The 12,190-nt window shown below is 63.5% G+C and carries 15 protein-coding genes; 8 read left to right on the top strand and 7 right to left on the bottom strand.

Annotation, left to right across the window (positions count from 1 at the left end; translation table 11 throughout):
* Positions 1-386: 386 nt before the first annotated feature.
* The 4 genes from B3361_RS12675 to B3361_RS12660 form a co-directional block, all read right to left on the bottom strand.
* Positions 387-1,298 carry an SDR family oxidoreductase gene (locus B3361_RS12675; protein WP_009682675.1) on the bottom strand — a complete coding sequence of 304 codons (912 nt, stop codon included), beginning with the start codon at positions 1,296-1,298 and terminating at the stop codon, positions 387-389.
* A gap of 114 nt (positions 1,299-1,412) precedes the next feature.
* A complete protein-coding gene (locus B3361_RS12670; protein WP_054906052.1) occupies positions 1,413-2,318 on the bottom strand; it encodes an alpha/beta fold hydrolase in 906 nt (301 codons plus the stop codon).
* A gap of 176 nt (positions 2,319-2,494) precedes the next feature.
* The gene (locus B3361_RS12665) at positions 2,495-3,181 is read right to left on the bottom strand and encodes an LrgB family protein (protein ID WP_054906051.1); all 687 of its coding nucleotides are present in this window, start codon (positions 3,179-3,181) and stop codon (positions 2,495-2,497) included.
* A complete protein-coding gene (locus B3361_RS12660; protein WP_054906050.1) occupies positions 3,171-3,557 on the bottom strand; it encodes a CidA/LrgA family protein in 387 nt (128 codons plus the stop codon). The genes B3361_RS12665 and B3361_RS12660 overlap by 11 nt, the downstream gene beginning before the upstream one ends.
* 96 nt (positions 3,558-3,653) lie before the next feature.
* Here B3361_RS12660 and B3361_RS12655 point away from each other — a divergent pair, with 96 nt between their 5' ends.
* On the top strand, positions 3,654-4,550 hold the full coding sequence (locus B3361_RS12655; RefSeq protein WP_029886899.1) for a LysR family transcriptional regulator: 897 nt from the start codon (positions 3,654-3,656) through the stop codon (positions 4,548-4,550).
* A 69-nt stretch (positions 4,551-4,619) separates the two neighbouring features.
* Here B3361_RS12655 and B3361_RS12650 read toward each other — a convergent pair whose 3' ends face one another.
* Complete coding sequence (locus tag B3361_RS12650; RefSeq protein ID WP_009682669.1) at positions 4,620-5,075, bottom strand: flavodoxin; 456 nt, start codon at positions 5,073-5,075, stop codon at positions 4,620-4,622.
* 127 nt (positions 5,076-5,202) lie between these two features.
* Between B3361_RS12650 and B3361_RS12645 the strand changes: the two genes are divergently transcribed.
* Positions 5,203-5,631, top strand: coding sequence for a PAS domain S-box protein (locus tag B3361_RS12645; protein WP_009682668.1), 429 nt, complete (start codon positions 5,203-5,205; stop codon positions 5,629-5,631).
* Between the two features lie 59 nt (positions 5,632-5,690).
* Positions 5,691-6,308, top strand: a complete 618-nt coding sequence (locus B3361_RS12640; protein ID WP_054906049.1) for a hypothetical protein — start codon at positions 5,691-5,693, stop codon at positions 6,306-6,308.
* Here B3361_RS12640 and B3361_RS12635 read toward each other — a convergent pair.
* The gene (locus tag B3361_RS12635) at positions 6,293-7,228 is read right to left on the bottom strand and encodes a MerR family transcriptional regulator (protein ID WP_054906048.1); all 936 of its coding nucleotides are present in this window, start codon (positions 7,226-7,228) and stop codon (positions 6,293-6,295) included. The two genes, B3361_RS12640 and B3361_RS12635, sit on opposite strands and share 16 nt — an antisense overlap.
* Positions 7,229-7,443: 215 nt before the next feature.
* Here B3361_RS12635 and B3361_RS12630 point away from each other — a divergent pair, with 215 nt between their 5' ends.
* Genes B3361_RS12630 through B3361_RS12615 form a run of 4 tightly spaced genes read left to right on the top strand, consistent with a single transcriptional unit; the run spans position 7,444 to position 9,414 of the window.
* The gene (locus tag B3361_RS12630; RefSeq protein ID WP_054906047.1) at positions 7,444-8,004 is read left to right on the top strand and encodes a hypothetical protein; all 561 of its coding nucleotides are present in this window, start codon (positions 7,444-7,446) and stop codon (positions 8,002-8,004) included.
* 33 nt (positions 8,005-8,037) lie between these two features.
* Positions 8,038-8,775 (top strand): dihydromonapterin reductase, encoded by a 738-nt coding sequence (folM, locus tag B3361_RS12625; RefSeq protein ID WP_009682663.1) that lies wholly within the window; start codon positions 8,038-8,040, stop codon positions 8,773-8,775.
* Between the two features lie 8 nt (positions 8,776-8,783).
* Positions 8,784-9,080, top strand: a complete 297-nt coding sequence (locus tag B3361_RS12620) for a DUF1244 domain-containing protein (protein ID WP_009682662.1) — start codon at positions 8,784-8,786, stop codon at positions 9,078-9,080.
* Positions 9,073-9,414, top strand: coding sequence for a HopJ type III effector protein (locus tag B3361_RS12615; protein WP_054906046.1), 342 nt, complete (start codon positions 9,073-9,075; stop codon positions 9,412-9,414). Before B3361_RS12620 ends, B3361_RS12615 begins: the two co-directional genes overlap by 8 nt.
* A 118-nt stretch (positions 9,415-9,532) precedes the next feature.
* Here B3361_RS12615 and fabV read toward each other — a convergent pair whose 3' ends face one another.
* On the bottom strand, positions 9,533-10,744 hold the full coding sequence (gene fabV, locus B3361_RS12610; RefSeq protein ID WP_029886896.1) for an enoyl-ACP reductase FabV: 1,212 nt from the start codon (positions 10,742-10,744) through the stop codon (positions 9,533-9,535).
* 251 nt (positions 10,745-10,995) lie between these two features.
* Here fabV and B3361_RS12605 point away from each other — a divergent pair, with 251 nt between their 5' ends.
* Positions 10,996-12,174 carry an acetyl-CoA C-acetyltransferase gene (locus B3361_RS12605; RefSeq protein WP_054906045.1) on the top strand — a complete coding sequence of 393 codons (1,179 nt, stop codon included), beginning with the start codon at positions 10,996-10,998 and terminating at the stop codon, positions 12,172-12,174.
* Positions 12,175-12,190 lie beyond the last annotated feature (16 nt).

Genomic DNA, 12,190 nt, shown 5'->3' with positions numbered 1-12,190 from the left:
AACCGTGTGATCTTCGAGTCCTGCATTTTGGCTGTTGATCTACACCCTCTTCGGCTGAGGCAACACCAGATCCAGCCAAGGCTCGCCAGTCCTGAGCATCGCATTGAGTGGCACCCTGAGGATGAATTTTAATGCCCTGTGGCCGCACCAGCGCATCGAGTGAAAGACTGGAAACATCGATATCCAAGAAGCGGTGAGAGGACTTTGGCTTGGCCCACGCTTGTGATTCGAGATCAGAGCCGCATCCAACTGTTCGGGCTCTCGCCAAAGTGGAACGGTGAATGACAGCTTCTGCTCATACTCGTGCTCTAGGCACCTGCGGCATTCAGCTTGTCATTCACCGCTCTCACTCCAGATGCTAATCCTCTCCCAAGACACAAGCGGCCTTACAGCGGGTATTTCTGCAGGTTGGCCATCATCTGCTGCAGCGCCTGCAAGCTGTCCTGCGGGTGCACTGCCCCTTCGAAATCACCAATGTGCTCCCACTGCTGCGCGACCTGCTCGGGCGTGAAGCCTTCGCGCGGGTCGAAACCCACCCCCAGGCTACGCTCCCAGCGCACCTTGCCGATCCAGCCCCCGCCCACCTCGAACAGCTCGCCGCTGCCCTGGCACTGCTCGCTGCCCAGGTACACCACCAAGGGGCTGACCAACTCCGGCTTGAGCCGTTCGAACACCTGCGGGGGAATCAGCCCTTCCGTCATGCGCGTACCGCCGGTTGGGGCAATGGCGTTGACCAGGATACCGTGCTTGCGCCCTTCGATGGCCAAGGTACGGGTAAGCCCGTACAGGCCCAGTTTGGCCATGCCGTAATTGGCCTGGCCAAAATTACCGTAGATACCAGAGGTGGATGCCGTGAATATCACCCGCCCCCAGTTCTGCTCACGCAGGTGTGGCCAGGCCGCGCGGGTAACTTTGTAGGCGCCTTCGACATGCACCTGGTAAACCTGCTCCCAGTCGCTGTCGTCCATCTTGTGGAAGGTCTTGTCACGCAGGATGCCGGCGTTGTTCACCACGACATCGACGCGGCCATAGCTGTCCAGGGCCTGCTCGACAATGCGGGCACCCTGGCTGACCGAGTCATGGTTGGCAACCGCACTGCCCCCGGCGGCGCGAATCTCCTGCACCACCCGGTCGGCAGCGCTGGCGCTGGCGCCCTCCCCGTGGGTGGAACCGCCGAGGTCGTTGACCACCACCTTGGCCCCGCGCGCGGCGAACAGCAGCGCGTGGGCACGGCCCAGGCCGCCACCGGCGCCGGTAACGATCACTACACGATCTTGCAGAAGTACAGGCTCGCTCATGCCAAGGGCTCCAGGCAGGTTCAGGTCAGCCGAGTGTCTGCCGCCGGCGGCAAGCAGACAATCAAGCTCACGCAGGCTGAATGCCTGGTAATAACGCCGGGCCATGAGGCCCGCTCAGGACCACGCCACTTTCGCCTGGCAAAAGCTCAGCGGTTGCTCACGAAAGGCCAGGTAATGCCGCAGCACCTGCACCGGCGCCTCGGTGTGCGGGTAGTGGCCTATACCCTGCAGTTGCACGGTGTCTGGCTGTGGCACCAGTTGCCGGTAACGCTCAAGCATGTGCGTGCCGGACAATGGGTCGACCATGCCGTTGATCAGCCGCAGGGGCACACCTGGGCACTGCATGGCCGCAACCCAGCGCTCACGGTGCAGGCGGCGCTCCAGCAGGTAGCCCACCAATTTATGCAGCACGCGCGTACCGCGGTTGGCGGCGATCAGGCTCCAGAAGTCGTCCAGGGCACTCTCGCTCGGGTGGGTGCAGGGGCCATGGACCTGGGTCATGTTGCGCACCAGGTCGTCACGCCCGAAGGAGCGACCCACCAGCCAGCCGAAACGGCTCAGCAGCAATTTCTGGATCAGCAGCAGGTGACAGCTTTCGGCGAACAGGCCACTGTTGAGAAATACGCAGCTGGCTACCTCGGCGCGCTGCTCATGGTGCCGCGCCAGCAACTCCTGAGCGACGCTGCCGCCATAGTCGTGAGCCAGCAGGTGCACCGGTTGGTCCACCTGCAGGTGGGCGAGCAGGGCCTGCTGCAGGTCGGCTTGCTCGATCAGGCTGTAGGCGTGGTCGACCGGTTTGGCCGAATCGCCAAAGCCGAGCATGTCGCAGGCAATCACCCGAAAGCGTTGCGTCAAAGGCCCCCACAGGTAATGCCAGTCCCAACTGGCGGTGGGGAAGCCGTGTAAAAGAAGCAGGGGCTCTCCTTGCCCTGCGGTCCAGTAGCGGATGCTCTGGCCCCGGAATGTGAAGCTCTGTCCCCGGGTACGCCAGACGCACAATGGAATTTCGGCCAAAGGCATCAGAAGTAACCCGGTTAAGTGGTGTGGACTGGATAGGGCAAGGCTGCGGTCATTGCATGTCACCTCGGCACTTTCATGTGCTCTCTATGTCGAGGGTGAGTCTAGCCAGCCCTACCAGGGGTGGAACTTGCGTTGCCAGCCAGCTTGATGACTGAGCGAGTCAGTGGCACGAACGGTCAGAGCAACATGGCCAGCAGCGGTGCAGCGAACAGGTTCAGCAGCCCGGTCAGAACCATGACCAGGCCGGCCACCGAGCCTTCCTCGCGGCCCACTTCCTGGGCCCGGCTGACCCCGGCACCGTGCGCGCCCACGCCGAACAATGCCCCCCGGGCCAACGGCGTGCGCAGCGGCAACCAACGCAGCAGCACGCCACCGAACATGGCACCGAGCACTCCGGTGAACATCACGAACACCGCCGTCAGCTCGGGCACACCGCCCAGGTCATGGGCCAAGGGCATGGCAAAGGGCGTGGTGATGGAACGCGGCACCAGCGATAGGCTGGTCGCACTGTCCAGCGCCAGCAGGTGCGCCAACCCCCAGGAACTGGCGATGGACGCACTGCTGCCCGCCAGCATGCCGACCAGCAACGCCGGCCAATGCCGGGCAAGCATGGCCCGCTGCTGCCAGATCGGCACGGCAAAGGCCACGGTCACCGGGCCGAGCACGCCCATCAGCCAGTGGGTATTGCGCGCGTACTCGGCATAGGCGGTGTGCAGCGGCACAGCCACCGCCAGCAGCAACACCGGCACCAGAATCAGCGGCGACAGCAGGTAGCGCTTGCTGCGCCGGTACAGCCAGCGGCTGCCCAGGTAAGCCAGCAACGTCAGCGCCAGCCAGAACAACGGCATGGGTTCAAGGCTCATGGCGCATGCTCCAGCGGCACACAAGTTCGACGGTCAGGGCCGTCACCACCATCACCATCAGCGTGCTCACGGCGATCACCAGCAGGATGCGCCAGCCCTCGTCCCGGATCAGCGCGCCGTAGTCCAGCAGGCTCATCAGCGCAGGAATGAAGAACAGCAGCATTTCGGCCATCAACCAACCGGCGCCCAGTTGCAGCATGGCTGGCTTCAGTGCCCCCACGGCGAACAGCAGCAACAACACCGCCAGGCCCATGACCCCGCCGGGAATAGGCCAGCCCAGCCAAGTGGCCAGCTGGCCACCGAGTGCAAACAGGGCATACAGGGTCGCCAGCTCGGCAAGCAGTCGCAGCAGTTTTTTCAGTAACGCGGGTTTCATGGCGGTGTTCCTCGACAGGCCCTCATTTTAAGTTTTGGCTGCCTAGGCCAGAAGCGAATTGTTAGACTGGCTACCATTCCATAATGGAATTGGCACATGGAATTCAAACAGCTGCGCAGCTTTATCGAAGTGGTGCACCGAGGCGGCTTTACCCAAGCCGCACAGACCCTGCACATCAGTCAGTCGGCCGTCAGCAAGCAAGTGGCGCAGCTTGAGCAAGATGTGGGCCAGCCGCTGCTGGAACGCCAGGCATCACACCTGCACCTGACCGCCGCCGGGCGCATCGTGCTTGAGCGCGGCGAGGCCCTGCTGCGCCAACGCCAGGCGCTGCTCAACGAATTGGACGATCTGAGCCAGATGGAGCGTGGCGAACTACGCCTGGGCTTGCCGATGCTGGGCAGCGATGCGCTGTTCGCCGGTTTGTTCGCCGAATACCGGCGGCGCCACCCGAACATCGCCATCCAGCTGGTTGAGGGTGGCAGCCGTAGCATCGAGCAGGCCGTCAGAAGTGGCGAGCTGGAGCTCGGTGGGAGCCTTACGCCCAGCGACGACGGGTTCGAATACCAGCCGTTCTGCAATGAGCCGCTGGATGCCCTGCTACCGGCGGGGCATGCGTTGGCAGGCCTGGGCGGGGTGCACCTGAAGCAATTGGCCGCAACGCCGTTCCTGCTCTACCAGCGCAGTTTCGTGCTCAATGACCGGTTGGTGAAAGCCTGCCAGCAGCAGGGCTTCACCCCGACGGAAGGCGGGCGCAGTGGCCAGGCGGATTTCCTGGCAGCGTTGGTCGCGGCAGGCCAGGGCGTGGTGCTGCTGCCCCGGGTGGTGGCAAAAGCCCTGGAACGCCCTGGTGTGGTGCGTATGCCCCTGCGCTCACCGGGGGACCTGCGCTGGGACATTGCCTTCATCTGGCGGCGTGGCGCGTATTTGTCGCGGGCCGCGCAAGCGTGGTTGGCGCTGCTGCGCGAGTGGCCGGTACCCGGCAGCGAGGCATGAATCGGGGTCTGGCTGGCAGGTCTGCCCGGACACTCCCTGCGGCAGGCCCATAATTGCTGAACCTGACCGTCAGCCTTTCAAGGCATCAGCCAACTCGGCCAGCCACGGCTCGGCATCCGTTTCCGGGGTCACCGTCTCGCTGGCATCCAGTTGCAGCATCGGCTGCACCTCGCGCACGCCCAGCTCGGCAAACAGCTCGCGCAGCTGTTCGCCACCCCCGCAGTAGGTATCGCCATAGCTGGAATCGCCCAGCGCAATCACTGCACCCGGCAGGCCACGGAAGGCCGCTGGCAGGCTGTCACGCAGGCTGCTGTACAAGGGCATCAGGTTGTCCGGCAGCTCACCCATACCGGTAGTCGATGTCACGGCCAGCAGGGCCTGCGGGGCAAAACCTTCAAGGTCCTGCAAAGTGGCACGTGCGGCGTGCCAGGCTTGGTAGCCGGCGGCCTTGAGCTTCGTTTCTGCATGACGGGCGACTTCTTCGGCGGTGCCATAGACCGATCCGGAAATAATGGCGACTTTCATCGGGTAGAGGATTCCGAAACTGAGTGAAAACGTAGGATACTAGCATTCACCGCTGGCAAAAGGCCGCCTCTGCCAAAGCCGCCTGCTACAGCGCGTCCGTTTTTACTGCCTGCCGCATGGCCTGAACATGATCAACGCAAAACTGCTGCAATCGATGGTCGACGCATCCCATGACGGTATCGTGGTTGCCGAACAGGAAGGCGACGACACCATCCTCATTTACGTCAACGCCGCGTTCGAACGCCTGACCGGCTACAGCCGGGACGAAATACTCTACCAGGATTGCCGCTTCCTACAGGCTGACGACCGTGACCAGCTCGCGCGTGCGCGCATTCGCAAAGCCTTGGCCGAACGCCGCCCGTGCCGGGAAGTGATGCGCAACTACCGCAAGGATGGCACTGCCTTCTGGAACGAGCTGTCGATCACGGCGGTAAGGAACGACGCCGAGCGACGTACCTACTTCATCGGCATTCAGAAGGACGTCACCCGCCAGGTGGAAATGGAGCGAGAGCTGGCCGAACTGCGCGCTCGTCTAAAAGCCGACGAACGCACCTGAACCAAGCCCCCCGGTTACGGTCAACTACGTTGAAGAAATCGCCACCACCGAGTTCGATCATGCAAGCAGACGCCCTTCTTACTCAGGACGAGCTGGATTTCATTCAGAGCATGCAGCATTCGCCCAACCTGAACCTGGCCGACTCGATGTCGAGCCTGCAGGTCAATGGCGACCGCCGCATCCAGAGCTTGCTCACCCGCTTGGTGGCCAATGAACAAGTGACCTTGCAGGCGCAATTCAACAACCAGCAAATCAGCTTCCCGCTGCAACTGGTGGAAGACGAATTCCACGCTTTGCACCTGCAAGTCGGCTCCCCGGAAATCTATGAGGACGGCCCCATGCTGCGGCCATGGCGCCTGTCGCTGGAGCAGCCCAGCGCCCTGCTCGACGGCCATGGCGCGCCTGGCGGGCTGTGGGTACGGGAAATTTCCTTCAAAGGCGTGCTGGTGGAGCTGCGTGGCCTGCCAAGCGCGCCGGCACATTTCGACCTGCGCTTCGCCCCCGGCAACATCCAGCCGATCGAACTGCAGGGTGTGCTGGGCCGGCGTATTGGCCCGGACCTGGCAGCGTACGACCTTGGCCAAAGCCCAGCGGAAGAAATCGAACGCCTGCGCGACTACATCCTGCAGGCCCATTGCCGCGCCCACCCCGAACTGCACACTCAGGTGTCCAGCTGACCTGCCAGGCACTGGCGCAGACGCTGACGCATCACCCCGCCCTGTGCCCCCAGGCAAACCAGGGGGCTGCCCGCCAGGCCGCCGCTGGCCTGGTCCGTTGCCTCTCCCGCCAGCAATAACGCGCAGCCCAGCACCGACGCCAGCCGCTTCAGATAGCGGCTGACCTCTGCAGTCAGCGGCTGGTGGGAAAACAGCACGAGGGCGTCTGGTTTCATGCGTTCGCAGACCAGCGCCAGCTCTTGCAGGGGCTGCCCACACACCAACGGCGTCACGCCAACCTCGTCACTGCCCAGCAGCAGGCTGGTGACCAGCAGTTCAAGCTCATGGCATTGCCCCGGCAAGGGCACCAGCAGCACGTTGTGGCGACGCGGCGCGGCCGCCAGCTGCAAACGCGTGAACACCCGCCCGCGCAAAAACTGGTCAAAAAACAGCCACTCGCTGGTCTGGCCGTAGCCGCCATGGCGCACGGCCAAGTCGTGCCACACCGGCATGAAAACCTCAGCGAAAACCTGATCGAGCGTGCTGGCGGCAAACACCTCCTCATAAAGGCGGCCCAGCCCTGGCAGGTCAAAGCGTTGCACTGCCACGCGCACCTGCTGCTGCCAGCCTAGCGAGCTGTCCACTGCGCGCGTGGCCTGCCCGGCAAGCGCCTGGCTGCGGGCAAGGATGCTGCCCACCTTGCTGACCGCCACGCCGCGCTCCAGCCAGCCGAGGATATTGCGGATATCGTCGACGTCCCCCTGGGAATACAGGCGGTGGCCGCTGTCGGTGCGGATGGGCTGGATCAGACCGTAACGGCGCTCCCAGGCACGCAGGGTTACCGCATTGACGCCAGTCAGGCGGCAGACTTCACGGATCGGAAACAGCACTTGCTGCTCGAAGCTCGCATCGCCCCCCGGCTTGCGTCCCAGTTCGCTCATCTGCACGGCATCCTGTGTGCTGGAATAGAGGGCCTAGTCTACTACGACAGCGCCGGGCACAGGTTGCGACCATTTGCCGGCAGACAGTTGCCACACAGCACAACTGCGCGATAATCCGCGCCCGATTCTTGCATGTCTGCCTGCGTTGCCCACCACCCCGGGCCACGCAGCCAAGGGGCCGGCTACCCGCCAGCCCCGTTGCCAGGAGATACACAATGTCTACCCCACCCGTTACCCTGATGGTGTCGCGCCGCGCCGCACATGGCCGCTACCAGGACCTGTTGGCCTGGCTGCATGAGGGCGAACAGCTGGCCACTGACTTCCCCGGCTACCTGGGCTCGGGCATTCTCGCCCCACCCCACGATGGCGACGAGTTCCAGATCATTTTCCGCTTCAGCGATGAGCCCACCCTGCATGCCTGGGAGCATTCGGCCTCGCGGCGGGCCTGGTTGCAGCGCGGCAATGGCCTGTTCGAGCGCCCCAAAGAGGCGCGCGTCAGTGGCATTGACGACTGGTTTGGCGCCAGTGCGGTGCAGAAACCGCCGCGCTGGAAACAGGCCGTGGCCATCTGGCTGGCGTTCTTCCCGGTGTCGTTGGCGTTCAACACGGCGTTCGGCCACTGGCTGGCCGCACTCGACCTGGTACCACGGGTACTGCTCAGCACCCTGGCCCTCACGCCACTGATGGTGTACCTGTTCATCCCGTTGTCCACCCGCCTGCTGGCCGGTTGGCTACAGCCCTCTTCGGCCACCGCGAGCGCCCTGCGCAGCCGCTGAGGCCAGGCCGTACAACGGGCAAACAGTTCGGGTATGCTGGGCGGCAACCACAGGACAGACAAGTTGACCGCCCCGAACATGAACAGCCCAATTCTCGTTACCGGAGCCAGCCAGCGCGTCGGGCTGGCCCTGGCCCTTGAACTGGCACAGGCCGGCCATACGGTGGTCAGTGCCAGCCGTACCGTACAGCCACAGGCGGCCCACCCGAACATCGTGCAGTTCCAGGCAGACCTGTGCCGGGCAGACGACCGCCAGGCGCTGATCGACTACCTGGTCGAGCATTACGACGGCCTGCGCGCCATCATCCATAACGCGTCGTTGTGGCTGGACGATGGCCTGGACAACCTCGAAACCATGTTCCGCCTGCATGTAGAGGCGCCCTACCACCTCAACCTGGCCTTGGGCGAAATGCTGGCCAAGCAGGACAAGGCCGACATCATTCACATCTGCGACGAAACCTCCTCGCGCGGCAGCAAGAGCCACATTGGCTATGCCGCCACCAAGGCCGCGCTGCAGAACATGGTGCTGTCGTTCGCCGAAAAATATGCGCCCAAGGTGCATGTGAACGGTATCCTTCCCGGGCTGCTGATCCTCAAGGAAGGGGGTGACGAAGCCTACCGCCAGCACACCTTGAAAAAGGCCCTGCTGGAGTTCGAACCCGGCGCCGGGCCACTGATCGAGACGGTCAAGTACCTGCTCGCCAGCCAGTACAGCACCGGCAGCCAGGTGGTCATCAATGGTGGCCGCCACCTGAAGAACCGCATGACGTGAGAGCCCACATGACCCCACAGCAACAGCTTGAACTCGAAGCCGCCGCGTTCCGGCGCCTGGTCGACCATTTGCAGAAACGCACCGACGTGCAGAACATCGACCTGATGAACCTGTCCGGCTTCTGCCGCAACTGCCTGTCCAAGTGGTACAAGGCTGCGGCTGACGAGCGTGAGCTCGACCTGAGCCTGGATGACGCCCGCGAAGCGGTGTACGGCATGCCTTATGCCCAGTGGAAAGCCCAATACCAGAAAGAAGCCAGCGCCGAGCAGCAAGCGGCGTTCGAAAAAGGAAAACCTCGTGACTGATCTAGATACCCTGCGCGCCAGCCTGGCCAGCGGCCAACATGCCTTTGCCGACACCCTGGCGTTCATTGCCGAGCACTACAACTATCAGCCGCAGGCGTTCAACAATGGGGGTGTCGAGAATGCCGCCGGGCAGAACGAAGGTTCGTGCAAAACCTTGGGCCTGGCAGTGCTTGAAGGGCTGAGCGATCAGGAAGCGTTGCTAGCTTTCGGCGAGCACTACCGGGATGTGCTGGCCACGCCTGAGGGCAGTGACCATGGCAATATCCGGGCGCTGATCAAGCACGGCCTGGCCGGTGTGACGTTTGCTGCGCCGCCACTGTCGCGCAAGGCTTGAGACTGCCGGGGCTGCTTTGCAGCCCATCGCCGGCAAGCCAGCCCCGACACAGGCCTTGAAGGCACCGCTGTCGAAATGGGAGCTGGCGTGCCAGCGATGAGGCCAGCACGGTGTGAAATTACAGCTCGACGCAGTCGAACTTCACATCGGTGGCTACATCTTCGTCGTAGTTGACGTCAGCGCGCTCAAAGCCGAACAGGTTGAGGAACTGCTTCTTGTAACCGGCGTAGTCGGTCAGCTGGAACAGGTTCTCGGTGGTCACCTGCGGCCACATGGCCTTGCAGGCATCCTGCACGTCGTCGCGCAGTTCCCAGTCGTCCAGGCGCAGGCGGGCCTTCTCGTCCACTTCGGCCGGGGCGCCATCGGCACGGTACATGCGGTCGCGGAACATGCGGTCCAGTTGGTCCTGGGTACCCTCGTGCACACCCTTTTCCTGCATGATCTTGAAGACCATCGACAGGTACAGCGGCATCACCGGAATGGCCGAGCTGGCCTGGGTCACCACCGACTTCAACACCGCCACGTTGGCGCCGCCCTTCACTTCAGCGGCCAGCTTCTTGTCCAGGCGCAGCGCGGTTTCATCCAGGTCCTGCTTGGCCTGGCCCAGGGCGCCGTGCCAGTAGATTGGCCAGGTGATCTCGGTGCCGATGTAGCTGAAGGCCACGGTACGCGCACCCTCGGCCAGTACGTCGGCGCCCGCCAGGGCGTCGATCCACAGTTGCCAGTCCTGGCCACCCATGACGGTAACGGTGTCGGCGATTTCCTGCTCGGTGGCCGGCTCGATGCTGGCCTCGATGATGGTGTCCTTGTTGGTGTCGATGGCAGTCGACTTGTACGGCTGGCCGATCGGCTTGAGTGCCGAGCGGATCACTTCACCGGTCTGCGGCAGCTTGCGCACCGGCGAGGCCAGCGAGTAGATGACCAGGTCGACCTTGCCACCCATTTCGTTCTTGATCAGCTCGATGACCTTGGCGCGGGCTTCGTCGGAGAAGGCGTCACCGTTGATCGACTTGCTGTACAGGCCCTCTGCCTTGGCGAACTTGTCGAAAGCCGCAGCGTTATACCAGCCAGCGGTGCCGGCCTTGGTTTCGGTGCCTGGCTTTTCGAAGAATACGCCCAGGGTGTCAGCCTTGAAGCCGAACGCTGCAGTAATGCGTGCTGCCAGGCCATAGCCACTGGAAGCACCGATGACCAGGACCTTCTTCGGACCATCCTCGCGCACGCCCAGCTTGCGGGTGGCTTCGATCTGGTCACGGACGTTGAGCTCGCAGCCCTTCGGGTGAGTCGTGGTGCAGATGAAACCGCGAACCTTAGGATGAATGATGGCCAATGTCTGTACCTCGTCAGGTTTATGCTGGGGAAGCGCCACATGGGCGTTTCCTGTTGATCAGAGGGTGAGACTACCCCCGCAGGTTATCCGACACATATTACGGGGTGATCCGGGCGATGCAAAACCGGGGTGGACCGCTGCGCGCCCATTCATTTGCTTTTCACATCAATCTCAAAGAAAAACAAACTTAACAAATGAGCCCAGGGCACCGATGCTGGAAGCCTTACGCCCACCGCACGGAGAACAACAACATGAACGACGTGGTCATCGTCGCCGCAACCCGTACCGCCATTGGCAGCTTCCAGGGAGCCCTGGCCAGCGTGCCTGCGGTCGACCTCGGCGCCGCCGTGATCAAGCGCCTGCTGGAGCAGACCGGGCTGGACCCGGCGCAGGTCGACGAAGTCATCCTTGGCCAGGTGCTGACCGCCGGCGCCGGGCAGAACCCGGCGCGCCAGGCCGCGATCAAGGCCGGCCTGCCCTTCAGCGTACCGGCGCTGACCCTGAACAAGGTGTGCGGCTCGGGCCTGAAAGCCCTGCACTTGGCGGCCCAGGCCATCCGCTGCGGTGACGCCGAGGTGGTGATTGCCGGTGGCCAGGAGAACATGAGCCTGGCCCCCTATGTGATGCCCTCGGCCCGCACCGGCCAGCGCATGGGCCATGGCCAGCTGATCGACAGCATGATCACCGATGGCCTGTGGGATGCCTTCAACGACTACCACATGGGCATCACTGCCGAAAATCTGGTGGACGAGTACGGCCTCAGCCGTGAACAGCAGGATGCCTTTGCCGCCGAGTCGCAACGCAAGGCACTCGCTGCCATCGAGGCCGGCCGCTTCGATGCGGAGATCACCCCTGTCGTGCTGCCGCAGAAGAAGGGCGAGCCGAAAGTGTTCGCCCGTGATGAGCAGCCGCGCCCGGACACCACTGCCGAGTCGCTGGGCAAGCTGCGCGCAGCGTTCAAGAAAGACGGTAGCGTCACCGCTGGCAATGCCTCCAGCCTGAACGACGGCGCTGCCGCCGTGCTGCTGATGAGCGGCACCAAAGCCGAGGCCCTGGGCCTGCCGGTGCTGGCGAAGATCGCCGCTTATGCCAGTGCCGGGGTAGACCCGGCGATCATGGGCATCGGCCCGGTTGCGGCAACGCGGCGCTGCCTGGACAAGGCCGGCTGGCAGCTGAGCGAACTGGACCTGATCGAAGCCAACGAAGCCTTTGCTGCACAGGCACTGGCCGTGGGCAAGGCGCTGGAGTGGGATGCGGCACGGGTCAATGTGAACGGTGGGGCGATTGCCCTGGGCCACCCGATTGGTGCGTCCGGCTGCCGGGTGTTGGTGACCTTGTTGCACGAGATGATCAAGCGCGATGCCCACAAAGGCCTGGCGACCTTGTGCATTGGCGGTGGCCAAGGTGTTGCACTGGCTATCGAGCGTTGAGCGGCGTTTGAGTTGA

Source organism: Pseudomonas sp. UBA6699, from assembly GCF_002454615.1.
Classification (GTDB): Bacteria; Pseudomonadota; Gammaproteobacteria; order Pseudomonadales; family Pseudomonadaceae; genus Aquipseudomonas; species Aquipseudomonas juntendi.
The sequence above is the reverse complement of the archived record's forward strand: the minus strand, read 5'-3'. Positions and strand labels throughout refer to the sequence as shown.

Bases quoted from the DNA above. Each gene is read 5' to 3' on its own strand.
- B3361_RS12675 (WP_009682675.1), bottom strand. From the start codon at position 1,298: ATGAGCGAGCCTGTACTTCTGCAAGATCGTGTAGTGATCGTTACCGGC.
- B3361_RS12670 (WP_054906052.1), bottom strand. From the start codon at position 2,318: ATGCCTTTGGCCGAAATTCCATTGTGCGTCTGGCGTACCCGGGGACAG.
- B3361_RS12665 (WP_054906051.1), bottom strand. From the start codon at position 3,181: ATGAGCCTTGAACCCATGCCGTTGTTCTGGCTGGCGCTGACGTTGCTG.
- B3361_RS12660 (WP_054906050.1), bottom strand. From the start codon at position 3,557: ATGAAACCCGCGTTACTGAAAAAACTGCTGCGACTGCTTGCCGAGCTG.
- B3361_RS12655 (WP_029886899.1), top strand. From the start codon at position 3,654: ATGGAATTCAAACAGCTGCGCAGCTTTATCGAAGTGGTGCACCGAGGC.
- B3361_RS12650 (WP_009682669.1), bottom strand. From the start codon at position 5,075: ATGAAAGTCGCCATTATTTCCGGATCGGTCTATGGCACCGCCGAAGAA.
- B3361_RS12645 (WP_009682668.1), top strand. From the start codon at position 5,203: ATGATCAACGCAAAACTGCTGCAATCGATGGTCGACGCATCCCATGAC.
- B3361_RS12640 (WP_054906049.1), top strand. From the start codon at position 5,691: ATGCAAGCAGACGCCCTTCTTACTCAGGACGAGCTGGATTTCATTCAG.
- B3361_RS12635 (WP_054906048.1), bottom strand. From the start codon at position 7,228: ATGAGCGAACTGGGACGCAAGCCGGGGGGCGATGCGAGCTTCGAGCAG.
- B3361_RS12630 (WP_054906047.1), top strand. From the start codon at position 7,444: ATGTCTACCCCACCCGTTACCCTGATGGTGTCGCGCCGCGCCGCACAT.
- folM (WP_009682663.1), top strand. From the start codon at position 8,038: ATGCTGGGCGGCAACCACAGGACAGACAAGTTGACCGCCCCGAACATG.
- B3361_RS12620 (WP_009682662.1), top strand. From the start codon at position 8,784: ATGACCCCACAGCAACAGCTTGAACTCGAAGCCGCCGCGTTCCGGCGC.
- B3361_RS12605 (WP_054906045.1), top strand. From the start codon at position 10,996: ATGAACGACGTGGTCATCGTCGCCGCAACCCGTACCGCCATTGGCAGC.